This is a genomic window from Leucobacter triazinivorans (assembly GCF_004208635.1).
Lineage (GTDB): Bacteria > Actinomycetota > Actinomycetes > Actinomycetales > Microbacteriaceae > Leucobacter > Leucobacter triazinivorans.
This window is the reverse complement of sequence record NZ_CP035806.1, coordinates 1,968,810-1,983,231: the sequence shown is the minus strand read 5'-3', so window position 1 is coordinate 1,983,231 and position 14,422 is coordinate 1,968,810. Positions and strand designations below refer to the sequence as shown.

At 68.6% G+C, this 14,422-nt stretch carries 15 protein-coding genes; 3 read left to right on the top strand and 12 right to left on the bottom strand.

The features are described 5' to 3' along the window. Positions 1–52: 52 nt before the first annotated feature. The 7 genes from dnaB to EVS81_RS09000 form a co-directional block, all read right to left on the bottom strand. A complete protein-coding gene (dnaB, locus tag EVS81_RS09030) occupies positions 53–1,429 on the bottom strand; it encodes a replicative DNA helicase (protein WP_130110096.1) in 1,377 nt (458 codons plus the stop codon). 526 nt (positions 1,430–1,955) lie between these two features. Continuing rightward, positions 1,956–2,405: a 50S ribosomal protein L9 gene (gene rplI / locus EVS81_RS09025; protein ID WP_130110095.1), complete on the bottom strand. Its 450-nt coding sequence runs from the start codon at positions 2,403–2,405 to the stop codon at positions 1,956–1,958. A gap of 13 nt (positions 2,406–2,418) precedes the next feature. Continuing rightward, a complete protein-coding gene (gene rpsR, locus EVS81_RS09020) occupies positions 2,419–2,679 on the bottom strand; it encodes a 30S ribosomal protein S18 (RefSeq protein ID WP_130110094.1) in 261 nt (86 codons plus the stop codon). A 55-nt stretch (positions 2,680–2,734) separates the two neighbouring features. Further along, the gene (ssb, locus tag EVS81_RS09015; protein WP_130110093.1) at positions 2,735–3,265 is read right to left on the bottom strand and encodes a single-stranded DNA-binding protein; all 531 of its coding nucleotides are present in this window, start codon (positions 3,263–3,265) and stop codon (positions 2,735–2,737) included. Positions 3,266–3,268: 3 nt separating this feature from the next. Then, positions 3,269–3,631, bottom strand: a complete 363-nt coding sequence (rpsF, locus tag EVS81_RS09010; protein ID WP_130110092.1) for a 30S ribosomal protein S6 — start codon at positions 3,629–3,631, stop codon at positions 3,269–3,271. 171 nt (positions 3,632–3,802) lie between these two features. After that, complete coding sequence (locus EVS81_RS09005; protein ID WP_130110091.1) at positions 3,803–4,630, bottom strand: PIG-L family deacetylase; 828 nt, start codon at positions 4,628–4,630, stop codon at positions 3,803–3,805. A 70-nt stretch (positions 4,631–4,700) separates the two neighbouring features. After that, positions 4,701–6,155, bottom strand: a complete 1,455-nt coding sequence (locus tag EVS81_RS09000) for a CCA tRNA nucleotidyltransferase (RefSeq protein ID WP_130110090.1) — start codon at positions 6,153–6,155, stop codon at positions 4,701–4,703. Between the two features lie 67 nt (positions 6,156–6,222). On the opposite strand from EVS81_RS09000, the gene EVS81_RS08995 reads away from it, so the two are divergent. From EVS81_RS08995 to trxA, 3 genes are all read left to right on the top strand, one after another. Next, positions 6,223–8,541, top strand: a complete 2,319-nt coding sequence (locus EVS81_RS08995; protein ID WP_130110089.1) for a DUF6049 family protein — start codon at positions 6,223–6,225, stop codon at positions 8,539–8,541. Between the two features lie 105 nt (positions 8,542–8,646). Continuing rightward, entirely contained in the window at positions 8,647–9,633 is a 987-nt protein-coding gene (trxB, locus tag EVS81_RS08990) for a thioredoxin-disulfide reductase (protein WP_130110088.1), read from the top strand. A gap of 35 nt (positions 9,634–9,668) precedes the next feature. Further along, positions 9,669–9,992, top strand: a complete 324-nt coding sequence (gene trxA / locus EVS81_RS08985) for a thioredoxin (RefSeq protein WP_130110087.1) — start codon at positions 9,669–9,671, stop codon at positions 9,990–9,992. A gap of 264 nt (positions 9,993–10,256) precedes the next feature. On the opposite strand, the gene EVS81_RS08980 is transcribed toward trxA, so the two are convergent. The 5 genes from EVS81_RS08980 to yidC form a co-directional block, all read right to left on the bottom strand. Continuing rightward, positions 10,257–11,273: a ParB/RepB/Spo0J family partition protein gene (locus tag EVS81_RS08980; protein ID WP_130110086.1), complete on the bottom strand. Its 1,017-nt coding sequence runs from the start codon at positions 11,271–11,273 to the stop codon at positions 10,257–10,259. Between the two features lie 3 nt (positions 11,274–11,276). Beyond that, on the bottom strand, positions 11,277–12,191 hold the full coding sequence (locus EVS81_RS08975) for a ParA family protein (protein ID WP_130110085.1): 915 nt from the start codon (positions 12,189–12,191) through the stop codon (positions 11,277–11,279). Then, a complete protein-coding gene (gene rsmG / locus EVS81_RS08970; RefSeq protein WP_130110084.1) occupies positions 12,184–12,825 on the bottom strand; it encodes a 16S rRNA (guanine(527)-N(7))-methyltransferase RsmG in 642 nt (213 codons plus the stop codon). The genes EVS81_RS08975 and rsmG overlap by 8 nt, the downstream gene beginning before the upstream one ends. 122 nt (positions 12,826–12,947) lie before the next feature. Next, positions 12,948–13,463: a Jag family protein gene (locus tag EVS81_RS08965; protein ID WP_130110083.1), complete on the bottom strand. Its 516-nt coding sequence runs from the start codon at positions 13,461–13,463 to the stop codon at positions 12,948–12,950. Beyond that, complete coding sequence (yidC, locus tag EVS81_RS08960; RefSeq protein ID WP_130110082.1) at positions 13,460–14,422, bottom strand: membrane protein insertase YidC; 963 nt, start codon at positions 14,420–14,422, stop codon at positions 13,460–13,462. The genes EVS81_RS08965 and yidC overlap by 4 nt, the downstream gene beginning before the upstream one ends.

Below are 14,422 nucleotides of genomic sequence, written 5' to 3'. Positions count from 1 at the left end.
CGCCCGAGTGGGCGGCTCCTGACCGCCGGCACCGCGGGAGACGCGCATGCACTCAGACGCCCTGCGGCATGTCCTGGAAGCGCGAGTAGTGGCCCTGGAACGCGACGGTGACGGTGCCCGTGGGACCGTTACGCTGCTTCGCAAGGATGAAGTCGGCCTCGCCGGCGCGCGGGCTGTCGCGATCGCCCACGGCCTCCCGATGGAGCAGGATCACCATGTCGGCGTCTTGCTCGAGCGAGCCCGACTCGCGCAGGTCGCTGATAGCCGGCATCTTGTCCGCGCGCTGCTCGGACGCTCGGTTGAGCTGCGATAGCGCGATGACGGGCACATCGAGCTCCTTGGAGAGGAGCTTCAGCGCACGAGAGAACTCGCTGACCTCCTGCTGCCGGCTCTCGGACTTCTTGCCGCTCGAGAGCAGCTGCAGGTAGTCGATCACGACCATGCGCAGACCGTGCTGCTGCTTGAGCCGCCGGCACTTGGCGCGGATCTCGACAAGCGTCAGGTTCGGGCTGTCGTCGATGTACAGCGGCGCCTCGGAGACGCGCGCCTGGGTGGCCGCGAGCTTCTGGAAATCCCGGTTGTCCAGTGCGCCTTTGCGCAGGGTCTGCATCGGAATACTCGCCTCTGCGGCGAGGAGACGCATGGCGATCTCCGCACGCCCCATCTCGAGCGAGAAGAACACGGTCGGGGCGTTGGCGTGCACCGAGGCATTGCGCGCCACGTCCATCGCGAGCGTCGACTTGCCCATGGCGGGGCGCGCGGCGATGATGATCATCTGGCCTCCCGCGAAGCCGTTGGTCATCGCGTCGAGTTCGCTGAAGCCCGTCGGCACCCCGAGCATTCCGTCGGCTGCGCCGTTGGCCTTGTTGATCTCCTCGAGGGCCGCGTCGACCGCCAGATGCAGCGGGACGTAGTCCTCGCCCTGGCTCTCGCCCGTCACGCCGTAGATCTCGGACTGCGCGACATTGACAAGGTCGATGGCCTCGCCCTCGCCGGCGTACCCCATCTGCACGATCCGGGTACCGGCCTCGACGAGCCGTCGGAGCAGCGCCTTCTCGGCGACGATCTCAGCGTAGAAACTCGCATTCGCGGCGGTGGGCACGATGCTGGTGAGCGTGTGGAGGTACTCGGCGCCGCCCGCGCGCTGCAGCTCGCCCGCCTTGGTGAGCTCGTCGGTGACGGTGATCACGTCCGTGGGCTCGCCGCGCGAGTAGAGCGAGAGCACCGCCTCGTAGATGACCTCGTGCTTCGGAACGTAGAAGTCGCCGCCCGTGAGCAGCCCGGTGACGTCCGCCACGGCGTCCTTCGAGAGCAGCATCCCGCCCAGTGCGCTCTGCTCGGCGAGAAGGTCGTACGGAGGCGTGCGTTCGTGCCCGCGGGCTGCGTCTTCGACGAACGGATCTGGGATACCCAGGTGTGCGATGGACACTCGCTCACTCCTTCACGATGAGTGGGGGATGTTACTGAACGATCAGACACCGGACCCCGGACATTCACGGTAGGGGCAGGGCTGACCGGTCTCAAACGGGTCCGATCTCCCCGCAACTCGGCCTGTGGATAACTACGGGGATAACTGCCCGCTTTGCGCCGCAGACTTTCCACACTCTTGGGGACAAGTTGTGGAGAGCTTGTGGACTGTGCAATATTTATACGGTCTGATCAGGAGTTTAGCTTTTCCACACGCAAAAAGTTATTCAAGTTTCAGGTAGAACTTGAGGCTTGTCCGGAGTGCCGAGATGTGGACAACCTCGGGAGAACGCCGCATTTGTCAAGAACGAATCGACGTCCGGGCGTTTCCCGCGATTCACCGGCCGTTCTCGCACCGTTCGTCGCCCCGAGCCCGAGCACCCGGAGCGCCTCGGCCTCGGAGTCATCGGTGCAGCACGCCCCGAAAACGCCGGTGGGGCGACGATCCATCGGATCGCCGCCCCACCGCGCCGTGCGCGAGAAACTGCTCAGCGCTGCGAGATGACCTGCAGGGTCACCTCGGCATCCACGCCCTCGTGCAGGTGGATGATCGCGCGGTACTCACCGGTCGACTTGATCGACGGGACGGTGATCTTGCGCTTGTCGATCTCGCCGATGCCGGCCTCCGAGACCGCGGCGGCGACCGCAGCGGGCTTCACCGAACCGAACAGCCGTCCGCCGGTGCCGGTCTTCGCCTGCAGACGGATCTTGCCCTCCTGCAGCTTGGCCTTGAGCGCCTGCGCGTCCTCGGCCGAGGCGAGAGCACGGGCCTCGCGCGCGGCGCGGAGTTGTGCGACCTGGGCCTCGCCACCGCGGGTCCAGTGCACCCCGTAGCCCTGCGGCACGAGGTAGTTGCGAGCGTAGCCGTTCTTGACGTCGACGACGTCACCGGCGGAGCCGAGGCCCTGGACCTCGTTCGTGAGAATTACCTTCGCCATGATGGTCTACTCCTTAGCGGCCGGAGCCGGCGTAGGGGAGGAGAGCCATCTCGCGGGCGTTCTTCACGGCCTTCGCGATCAGACGCTGCTCCTGCACGGACACGCCGGTGATGCGGCGGGCGCGGATCTTGCCGCGCTCAGAGATGAACTTGCGCAGCGTCGCGACATCCTTGTAGTCGATGACGCCGACGGTCTGCTTCTTCGCCGGAGCGAGGGTCTTGGGGTTCTTGCCCCGACCCGGCTTGCGGCCTGCGCCGCTGGACTTGCCTGCCATATTTGGTCTCTTTTCGTGATGCGATCCGGCTGCACCGGATCAAGAAGTTTCTTGCCTAGAAGGGCTGCTCGTCGTCGAAGCCGCCGCCGAAATCGCCGCCGCCGGCACCGCCCTGGCCCGAGTTGGTCCAGGGGTTGTCCTGCTGCTGCCCGGCGGGCTTGCCCCAACCGCTCTGGCCCTGCGGCTGCCCGCCGCCACCGAAACCGCCGACCTGGCCGCGCGACTGCCCGCGGTTGACCTGGGCCGTGGCGAAGCGGAGCGACGGTCCGATCTCCTCGACCTCGAGGTCGAGGGAGGTACGCTGCTGCCCCTGGTTGTCGGTGTAGCTGCGCTGGGTGAGGCGGCCCTGCACGACGACGCGCATGCCCTTGGTGAGCGACGCGGCGATGTTGTCGGCGTACTCGCCGTACGCGCGACACCCCAGCCACAGCGGCTCGCCATCCGACCAATCACCGGACTGGCGGTCGCGCACGCGCGGCGTCGAGGCGATCCGGAAGGTCACCCACGACTTGCCCGCCTGGCTGACGCGCGGCTCCGGGTCGGCAACCAGGTTGCCGACCACTGTGATCAGCGGCTCGCCGGCCATGAGCTACGCGCCCACCTTCGCGGCGGCACGAGCGGCCTTGGCCTGATCGCGCTTGGCCTGGGCGGCGCGCTGGGCGATGAGCTCGTCTGCGCGGAGCACCTTGGTGCGCAGCACGGCCTCGGACAGGCCCAGCTGACGGTCGAGCTCTGCGGTGGCCTCGGGGGTCGCGGTGAAGTTCACCACGGCGTAGATGCCCTCGGCCTGCTTCTTGATCTCGTAGGCGAGACGGCGCTTGCCCCAGATGTCGACGTTCTCGATCTCGCCGCCCGCATTGCGGATGACGCCGAGGAACTTCTCCAAGCTGGGGGCCACGGTGCGCTCGTCGATACCGGGATCGAGGATCACCATGAGTTCGTACGGATGCATTACTGACCCACCTCCTTCGGACTTCACGGCCACAGGATTTCTGTGACAGGAGGGTTGTTGTGCATCGTGCCCGCGCGCGGAGCGGATCGCTCGACACGCAGACAACTAGAACAGCTTAGCACCTTTGCGGCGTCGACTGCAGTAGGGATTCCGCGGCCCACGAGGATCCCGCTATCGACGGCGGAACGCCTCGATCCCGCCGATCGGCTCCCGCTGCCCGCCCACGTGCACGATGTCGCCCCGGTCGACGGTGAGCTGCGTCGCGTGCGCGCGGAGCGCCGCGACCTTGCGGTCGACCCAGGGGGAGACGTCGTGGGCTTCGACGCGCCCGCGACCATCTCCGGACTCCGGAATGTCGGCGGATCCGGGGCTCACGTCGGAGTCGGACCGCGCAGGCTCCATCGATCCCGCCGGCACGATTTCCCAGAACGGCAGTTCGAGCGCCTGCGCGACGGCGCGCGCCACTCGGTGGGCGAGCACGTGGTCCGGGTGGCCGTACCCTCCGCCGTCGTCGTAGCTCACGATGCCCTGCGCGCCGGCCCGATATGCAGCCGCGAGCAGGTCGTTCAGCACTTCGACGGCGGGCACGCTCGTCAGCGCGTCCGGTCCGGCCGCGGGATCCGGGATCGCTCGGCCGTCGTCTCCCCACTGCATGCCCGAATCCTCGTAGATGGCGGGGGAGAGGCCGTCCGCGCGCGCAGGCTCGACGCCGAGGAACGCGTGACGCTCGATCCCGAGCATGCCGAGCGCGGTGCGCAGCTCGTTCTGCCGCGCCACCGCGAGCCCGTGGGCCGCGACCAGCGCCTCGAGCGGGCCCGCGACGACCTCCCCCTGCTCGCCGCGCGTCAGGGTGACGAGCAGTGGCTCCCGCCCCGCCTCGGCCAGCGCTGCGAGAGTGCCCCCGGTCGTGATGGTCTCGTCATCGGGATGCGCGTGCACGAACATCACACGCGCGCGTCCGTCGAACCACTCGCTCGGATCCTGCGTCATCTTCTCCATGTTCCTTCCCGAAGTCGCTCCGACGAGAGTGCGGGGGTGAATCCGCGATCTCGACGCCGCTGCGCCCCGCTCAATGGGCGGAGGCCTGCTCCGCCCACCACGACCGCAGCCGCTCCTCAGCCGCCTCCGCGCCGATCGGCCCCTCGTCGAGCCGCAGCTCGAGCAGGTAGGTGTAGGCCCGGCCCACCAGCGGCCCGGGCGGGATCCCCAGAATCGCCATGATCCGCGCGCCGTCGAGCTCGGGGCGCACGGCCGCGAGCTCCTCGGCCTCGGCGAGCTCGCCGATCCGCCGCTCGATGTCGTCGTAGGCGTGCTCGAGCCGCTCTGCCTTGCGCCGGTTGCGGGTGGTCACGTCGGCGCGGGTGAGGATGTGCAGACGTTCGAGTTCGCCACCGGCGTCGCGCACGTAGCGCCGCACGGCGGCATCGGTCCACTGCTGATCGCTGTAGCCGAAGAAGCGCAGGTGCAGCTCGACGAGCCGCGACACCCGCTTGACGGTGTCGTTGTCGAAGCGCAGCTCGCGCAGGCGCCTGCGCGCGAGCTTCGCCCCCACGACGTCGTGGTGGTGAAAGGTCACGCCGCCGCGCTCGAAGCGGCGCGTGGCGGGCTTGCCGATGTCGTGCAGCAGCGCGGCGATCCGCAGCACGACGTCCGGCGATGGATCGTGCCCGCGCGCGGCTTCGAGGGCGATCGCCTGCCGCAGCACGGTGAGGCTGTGCTCGTAGACGTCCTTGTGGCGGCCGTGATCGTCCTGCGTGGTCACGAGCGCCGTGAGCTCCGGCAAGAAGCGCTCGGCCAGGCCGGTGTCGACGAGCAGGCGGATCCCGGAGATGGGATCGTCGGTCGAGAGCAGCTTCACGAACTCGTCGCGGACGCGTTCGGCGGAGACGATGTCGAGGCGATCCGCGAGGCGCACCATCGCCTCCTGCGTATCGGCGGACACCTCGAAGCCGAGCTGGGCGGCGAAGCGCGCGGCGCGCAGCATGCGCAGCGGGTCGTCGGTGAACGATGCCTCTGCCGCACCCGGGGTGCGGATCACCCCCGCAAGCAGATCCTCCACGCCCCCCGCGCCGCTTGCCGAAGCGGTGCCCACATCCACCAGGCGCAGCTCGGGCAGCATGAGCGCGAGGGCGTTGATGGTGAAATCGCGGCGCACCAGATCGCCCTCGATCGAGTCGCCGTAGCTGACCTCCGGCTTGCGGGAGTCGTCCCGATAGGTGTCGGCGCGGTAAGTGGTGATCTCGACGCTCTCGCCGCGGAGCTGAGCCGCGATGGTGCCGAAGTCCCGGCCCACGTCCCACACGCTCCGGGTGAGCGACTCGAGGATCTCGCGGGTCTCGTGCGGTCGCGCCGAGGTGGTGAAGTCGAGATCGGTCACTGGGCGGCCCAGAAGCGCGTCGCGCACGGGTCCGCCGACCAGCGCGAACTCGTGGCCGCGCTCGGCGAACGCGGCGGCGAGCGTCGCGACGGGCTCGGACGCTGCGATGGCCCGCAGCGCCTGCATCGATTCGGCGAGGGAGCGCATCCTCCCAGCGTAGCGGGGGATCCGCGGCCTCGGATGCGTGTCAGCGTCGGTCCATAGACTGGGCGTCATGTCCTCTGCTCGTCGGCGTCGCACTCGCGCGTCCTGCGCCGCGCTGCTCGCCCTCGGCGTGCTGGCCGGGCCGGCGACGCCGGCACTGGCGGAGTCCGAGCCGGCGGATCCTCGGCCGCTCACGGCGGAGCTCGTCGTCGCGCCGCAGGATCCGGTGATCGGCGAGGGAGCCGACGCCGCGTTCGACGTGCTGATCCGCAACACGGGGGAGGCGGCGATCCCGAGCGGCACGATCGAGGTGCGCATCGCGATGCAGGCGGCGCAGTCGCCCGAGGAGCTGAGCGCCGAGCCCGCCGCCCCGACGGTGCACCTCGCCGAGTCGCGCGTCGGGGAGACGGCTCCCGAGAGCGAGCAGACCTCCGCCGTCACCGTGCCCCTGGACGAGCTGCCTGCGCTCAGCGCGCGCGGCGTCTACGCCGTGCGGGCCTCGTTCACCCCCGACACCCCGGACACCTCCGACACGTCCGGCGCGACGACCGCGCCGAGCGTCACGGCGTTCACCCCCGTGGTGTGGCGCGGCCCTGCGGCGACGGGTGGCGGCTCAGACACCGCGGGCGCCGAGTCCCCGGGCACGGGCAGCAGCCTGCCGCTCGGGGTGCTCGTGCCGTTCGCACTCCCATCGGAGATCCGCACGCTCCCCACGCGCAGCCAGCTCGACGAACTCGTCCCGGTCTGGGATCGACTGCTCACCGCCGCACGCGCCCACCGCGCCACGCTGGCCATCGATCCGCGCGTCATCGCCGGGATCCGAGCGTACGGCGACGATGCGCCGGAAAGCTCTCGACAGTTCCTCACGCGTCTGGAGCAGAGCGCGCTGCCCGGCTTCCTCCTGCAGTTCGCCGATGCGGATCCAGCGGCCCAGGCCGCGCTCGGCTACACGTCGCTGCTCGCACCGAGCAGTCTCGACTTCGTCTCGCGCTTCGGCAGCTTTCCGCCGCCTCCCGAGGGCGGCAACGCGAGCCCGGGTGCGGACGGGGCAGCGGATACGGGCACGGGGGGCGCGGACGACGTCAGGCCCGAAGACGCTGCCGACGCCTCGGCCGACGACGCGGGCGATGCGGGCGATGCCGACGACGCGGGCGATGCGGCTCAGGAGGATCCGGGTGCGGAAGCAGAGGACCCGGAGGCGCAGACGCTGCCCACTCTCGAGGAGCTTCTGGACTGGCCGCGGGGGGAGGCGATCGCGTGGCCTGCGAACGGTGCCGTCGACACGGCGACTCTCGAGCTGCTCCAGGCCTCCGGCATCGACACGGTCGTGCTCGGATCGGGCAACGCCACCGCTTCGGACGCAGTGCGCACTCGCATCTCGGGCAGCGGCGTGCTGATCACCGACGACGCGCTCGGCACGGATGCACGGGCCGCCCTCGCGGGGAACACGGCGGCCGAGCGCTCAGCGGGCGCCGCGTGGCTCACGGCCCGACTCGCGTTCGCGGCGCAGGAGGGCGCCCCCGGTCTGCTGCTCGGTCTCGACCGCGGGGCCGCGGGGGAGTCGCAGGATCCCGCGCAGCTACTGGAGCTGCTCTCCTCCTTCGACTGGGTCGAACCCGTCGCAGCCTCGGAACTACCCGAGGGCCGCGCCGCTCTGCGTGCCGGTGGCACCAGCGAAGAGCGCCTCGAGCTGCTGCGCTCCGCTGCGAACCGCGAGTCCTCCGTGACCGAGCTGGGCGCGGTGCTCGTGCACCCCGAGTATCTCAGCGGCTATCAGCGCGCACGTCTGCTCGAACTCTTCAGCACGCGCTACGCAGCACCCGATGTCGACTTCGACAGCGTGGCCGCGCAGTTCCGCGAGCGCGACGCGGAGCTGCTCGAGGGGGTGCGCGTGATCAGCACCGAGCACACCCAGCTGGTCGGAAGCTCGACCCGGGTGCCGGTGCAACTGCGCAATGCCCTCCCCTTCGACGCGATCGTCGCCGTGCAGGTCGAACCCTCCTCGGCCGCGCTCTCAGTACCCGAACGCCGGTTCCCGGATGTCGTGGTCCCCGCCGAGGCCACCGAACGGGTGCTCGTGCCCGTGCGCAGCCGCGTCTCGTCGGGGGAGTCGGGCCTCGTGGTCACCGTCTCGGCCGCCGGGGGCGACCCGACCGTGTACACGAGCACGCTTCCCGTCTCCATTCGCAGCAGCTTCGAGACGATCGCGCTGTGGACGATCGGATCCCTCGCCGCGCTGCTGCTCGGCTTCGGCACCTGGCGCAGCGTGCGGCGCAGACGACGGCTCGGGGCCGGCGGTGACCGGGGAGCCGCGGAGGACGCCGATGCATCGGTACGCGGTGCACCCACGGACGCCCGCAGCGCAGATGCAGTCGGCACCGCGGAATAGGGCCGCCCTAGTATGGGTTGTACCACCTGCGCGGTCACGACCGCACCCCGATCCAGCCCGCGCGGCCCCGGCCGCGTCAGAACCGCACTGCGCGCGAGGAGCCCCATGCATCAGATCATCATCATCGGTTCCGGTCCCGCCGGTTTCACGGCGGCCATCTACGCCGCGCGCGCCGGCCTCAAGCCGGTGCTCTTCGCGAGCTCCGTCGCCATCGGCGGCGAACTGATGAACACCACCGAGGTCGAGAACTTCCCCGGGTTCCCGGAGGGCATCCAGGGCCCCGACCTCATGCAGAAGATGCAGGAGCAGGCCGAGCGGTTCGGCACCGAGGTGGTATACGACGATGTGGTGGAGGTCGACTTCTCCGGCGCGGTCAAGCGGCTCACCGCCGGTGACGGCACGGTGCACGAGGCGCGCACCGTGATCTACGCGACCGGGTCCGCCTATCGCAAGCTGGGCCTGCCCGACGAGGATCGCCTCTCCGGTCACGGCGTCTCGTGGTGCGCGACCTGCGACGGATTCTTCTTCCGGGAGAAGACCATCGCCGTGGTCGGCGGAGGCGATTCGGCCATGGAAGAGGCCACCTTCCTCACCCGATTCGCCGACAAGGTCTACGTGATCCATCGCCGCGAAGAGCTCAAGGCCTCGAAGATCATGCAGCAGCGCGCCTTCGACAACGAGAAGATCGAGTTCGTGTGGAACGCGGAGATCGCCGGCATCCAGGGCGAGAGCCAGGTCACCGGCGTGACCCTGCGCAGCACGGTCGACGGCGCGGAGAGCGAGCTCGCTCTCGACGGCCTGTTCATCGCGATCGGCAACGATCCGCGCACCCACCTGGTGCACGGCAAGCTCGATCTGACCGCGGACGGCACCGTCGCCGTCGAGGGGCGCAGCTCGCGCACGTCGTCGCGCGGCGTCTTCGCGGCGGGCGACGTGGTCGACCCGACCTACCGTCAGGCCATCACGGCTGCGGCCTCGGGCACTGTGGCGGCACTCGACGCCGAGCACTACCTCGCGGCGATCGACGATCACGCGGAGCCCGAGATCGTCGAGTTGGACCGAGTCGAGGTGGAGGCGCTCGTCGAGCGCTGATCTCCGCACACATTCCGAGGAACAGAGGAGCCAATATGAGTGAGCCCATCAACGTCGACGAGCAGACCTTCGAGAAGGTCGTCCTGCAGAGCGAGATCCCCGTACTGGTCGATTTCTGGGCCGCCTGGTGCGGTCCCTGCCGCGCCGTAGCGCCGGTGCTCGACCAGATCGCCGCCGAGCAAGACGGCAAGCTGCGCATCGTGAAGCTGAACGTCGACGAGAACCCGAACCTCGCGGCCCAGTACCGCATCACCTCCATCCCCGCGATGAAGGTCTTCAAGAACGGCGAGGAAGTGCGCGAGATCATCGGTGCGATGCCGAAGCCGATGATCGAGGAGCACCTCAACGGGATCATCTGAGCCGTTCTTCCCTCGCGGCGGGATTCGTATCGGCCGCGAGGGAAGTGCCGGGCAGCGCGCCCCCGGGCGCCACTCGAGCGGAGTCGAATCCCGCACGAGGGTTGAGCGGAGTCGGCGCGCACCCCCCGGTTGAGCGGAGTCGAAACCAGGGCCCCAGGCGCTCAGTCGACGCGCGGTCCCTGCTGGGCTACTCCGCGCTCAGCGGTGACGATTCTGGTGTTCTGAGTCTCGATCCGAGTCGCTCACGCCCACGTGCGTACGGGATCACCCGAACCCGGGGTCGTCGAGTTCCGAGAGAATGCGCTTGAGATCCGCAATCGTCGCGAAATCGATGATGATCTGGCCCTTCTTGGCCCCGAGCTTCACGGCGACGCGCGTGTGGAACCGATCCCCGAGACGCTCGGCGATCTCTCCGAGCTGGGCCTGCACCCCGCCCGCCCGCGGTTTGGGTGTGCGCCGCTTCGGCTCCTCCGAAGCCGCCGCCTCCGCAGCACGCACCGAGAGCCCCTCGTTGACGATCTTGTCTGCCAGGCGCTGCATCGCCTCGCCGTCGCCGTCGAGCGAGAGGATCGCCCGCGCATGTCCGGCGGAGAGCACTCCCGCGGCCACCCGGGTCTGCACGGGCTCGGGGAGCCGCAGCAGGCGAATCGTGTTGGAGATCTGCGGACGCGAACGTCCGATGCGCTCGGCGAGCTGCTCTTGGGTGATGCCGAAGTCCGCGAGGAGCTGCTGGTAGGCGGATGCCTCTTCGAGCGGGTTGAGCTGGGCTCGATGCAGGTTCTCGAGCAGGGCGTCGCGCAGCATGTGCTCGTCGGCGGTGCTGCGCACGATGGCCGGAATGGTCTCGAGACCGGCGCGCTTCGAGGCCCTCAGGCGGCGCTCGCCCATGATGAGCTCGTAGCGCGGTTCACCCGCCGTCGGCGCGGGTTCGATCGCTCGCACCACCACCGGCTGGAAGACGCCGAACTCCCGCACGCTGTGCGTCAGCTCATCGAGCGCCTCCTCGTCGAACTCGACGCGCGGCTGCGAGCGGTTCGGGACGATGTCGGCGACCGGCAAGCGGGTCAACTGCGCTCCCGGCACCTCCTGCAGGTCCGCCGCGCGCTCGGTCTCGACGGACTCCGTAGGCACCTCGACCGGTTCGGCGCTCACGTCGACCGGGGCGGTCGCGCTGCCGCCGGCAGGGAAGAACACGTCGACCGGGCGCTCTCCGTTCGAGGGCGACTGCGGAATGAGCGCGCCGATCCCGCGGCCGAGCCCGCCTCGCTTCTTCGTCGCCATGAACTACGCCTCTCCGTTCTGAGTACTGATGCGTTCCGGCACCCCGGAACCCCGTTCGGCCATTTCGGCGGCCGCCTCCAGATAGGCGAGGCCCCCGATCGACGCTCCGTCGTAGGCGTGAACCGTCTGCCCGTAGCTGGGCGCCTCCGAGATGCGCACGGAACGCGGAATCACCGCGTTCAGCACCTGCTCCGGGAAGTGCGCACGCACCTCGCCCGCCACCTCCTGCGCGAGGTTGGTGCGCGCGTCGTACATCGTCAACAGGATCGTCGAGATCCGCAGCTCGGGATTCAAGTGCTTCTGGATGAGTTGAATGTTGCCGAGCAGCTGGCTGAGCCCCTCGAGTGCGTAGTACTCGCACTGAATAGGGATGAGCACCTCATCTGCGGCGACAAAGGCGTTGACCGTGAGCAACCCGAGCGAGGGCGGGCAATCGATGAAAACGTAGTGATAACTGCGCTCGGACTCTGCGAGGAACGTCTGCAGCGCGGTGCGCAGGCGCTGCTCCCGCGCCACGAGCGAGACGAGTTCGATCTCGGCGCCCGCCAGATTGATCGTCGACGGCACGCAGTCGAGATTCTCGTGATCGGTGGTCGTCTGCAGCGCGTCCGCGAGCCCGCTGTCGCCGAGCAGCACATCGTAGACGCTCGTCACCTCAGGGCGATGGGGCACACCGAGCGCCGTCGAGGCGTTGCCCTGGGGATCGAGATCGATGACGAGCACGTTCGCACCGCGTCGCGCCAGAGCAGACGCCAGGTTGACCGTGGTCGTGGTCTTGCCGACCCCACCCTTCTGGTTCGACACGGTGATCACCCGCGGCTGCTCGGGCAGCGGGGAGACCGTCTCGGCGAGTTTGCGGCGTCGCCTGATCTTGTCGACGAGGTGGTCGCCGACGAGCGACTTCTCCGCTTCAGCCATGTCTATCGATTTTAGCCCGAAACACCCGGGTCGTCTCATCCAGAAGCCCGACCCCGAGCTCGTCGACCGCACTCTCGCGCACGCGATGCTTGCGCAGCACCTTCTCGGCAGCGTCGATCTCGCTCTCGACCGACGTCCCCTTGAGAAAAAGCATCTCTCCGCCGTCCCGGAGCAGGGGAGCGGTCAGCGGCACGAGCTTGCGGAGCGCGGTCACGGCTCGCGCGGTGACCTGGTCCACCTCGAACGCGCCGTGATACTCCTCGGCGCGGCCCCGCAGCACCTCGGCATTCCGGAGGCCGAGCCGCTCGATCTGCTCGTTCAACCAGGTGCAGCGGCGCTCCATGGGTTCGATCAGCCGGAAGCGCGCGTCTGGCCTGACGATCGCCAGAACGAGTCCGGGCATCCCCCCGCCCGTGCCGATATCTGCCACTTGCGCCTCCGGCGCCACGAGCGGCGCGAGCACTGCGCTGTTGAGCAGATGCCGGGTCCACAGCCGCGGCGGCTCGAGCGGTCCGATGAGACCCAATTTCTCGCCGCGCGCCCCGAGCTCGTGCGCGAATTCGCGCAGCACATCGATGCGGTCTCCCGCGATGGCGGCCGCCGCCGCGGGCTCGGGCTCGAGTCCTACCGTCATTACGTCCTCATCACTTCGACTGCGCGAGCGCGCAGCGCGCCCGTTCGCAGCGACTTCCGGGCGAGGGGAGTGCTGCTGAGAGCTCTGGCTCGACCCGTTTCACGTGAAACGGGTCGGTGGCATCACGCTCGGCTGATGACGAGCCGACGGTCCCGTCCCTCTCCACGGGACTGCGAGTGATAGCCGCGATCGGCCACCTCGTCGTGCACCAGCTTGCGCTCGTACGATGACATGGGCTCGAGCTCGACCCGATCGCGGCCGGCCGCGATCTGCGCGATCGCGGCGTCTACCATGCCCTTCAGCTCTGCGGCGCGGGAATCTCGCGATCCGGCGACGTCCACGATGAGCCGAGAGAACCGCCCGGTCTTCGCCTGCACGGCGAGGCGCGTCAGATCCTGCAGCGCCTGTACGACGTCGGGCCCAGCGATCCGATCGAGATCCTCGCCCCCGCCGTTGACCGACACGTAGGCGCGACCGTTGGCGACATCGATGTCGAGATCACCGTCGAGATCGGCGATGTCGAGCAGCCCCTCGATGTAGTCGGCTGCGAGATCACCGTCGACCTCGAGCTCTTCGAGGTCGGGTTCATCGTGGCTCAGCTTCTCGTCAGCCCGCTCCGTGCTCACAGTGGCCCTCACTTGTTCTTCTTCTTGGAGCGCTTCGCGCTCATGGGCTGCTGGCGCTGACCCTGCTGCGGCTCCGGCGCAGCCGCAGGATCCTGCCCGAGCGCTTTCGCCCGCTTCTCGTCATCGGTCATCTTACCCTTGGCCTTGAGGCGCTCCTGACGCTTTCGCCAGGCTTCGCTACCGGGCGTGGGCATCGTGTTGATCACGATCGCCTGCTGCCCCATGGTCCACAGGTTCGAGCTGAACCAGTAGATGTTGAGTGCGAGCGGGAACGCGACGCCGGAGAAGAGGAACGCGAAGGGGATGATGTAGAGCAGGATCTTCTGCTGCCGGTACATCGGCGAATTCTTCGTCTCGTCCGAGACGTTCTTCGACATGATCTGCAGCTGCGTGAAGAACTGCGATGCGATCATGAGCACCATGATGGCGCCGAGCAGCGCGACGACCATCCAGTTGCCGCTCTCCCAGCCCTGGGTGAAGGTCATCTTCAGCGGCGCACCGAAGATGCTCGCCGCATTGAAGCTCTGCGTGAGCTCCTCGTTCATGAACCCGATGCCCGGCTTGTTCTCGGACGCGTGGCGCAGCACGTAGAACAGCGAGAAGAACACCGGCATCTGGATGAGGATCGGCAGGCACGAAGCGAACGGGTTCGTCCCGTGCTTCTTGTAGAGCGCCATCGTCTCCCGGCTCATCGCCTCGCGGGAGAACTGATCCTTCTTGCCCTTGTACTTGTCCTGGATCTTCTTCATGTCCGGCGCAAGGTCCATCATGCGGCGCTGGGACTTGATCTGTCGCACCGTCACCGGAATAAGGGCGGATCGGACGACGACGACGAGCCCGATGATCGAGAGCACCCAGGTGACACCCGAGGCCGGATCCATGCCGATCGCCGTGAACAGCCAGTGCCATGCCCACAGCACGAGCTCGACGAGCCAGCGCAGCGGCCAGAGTATCGTTTCGAAGAAGTCCAC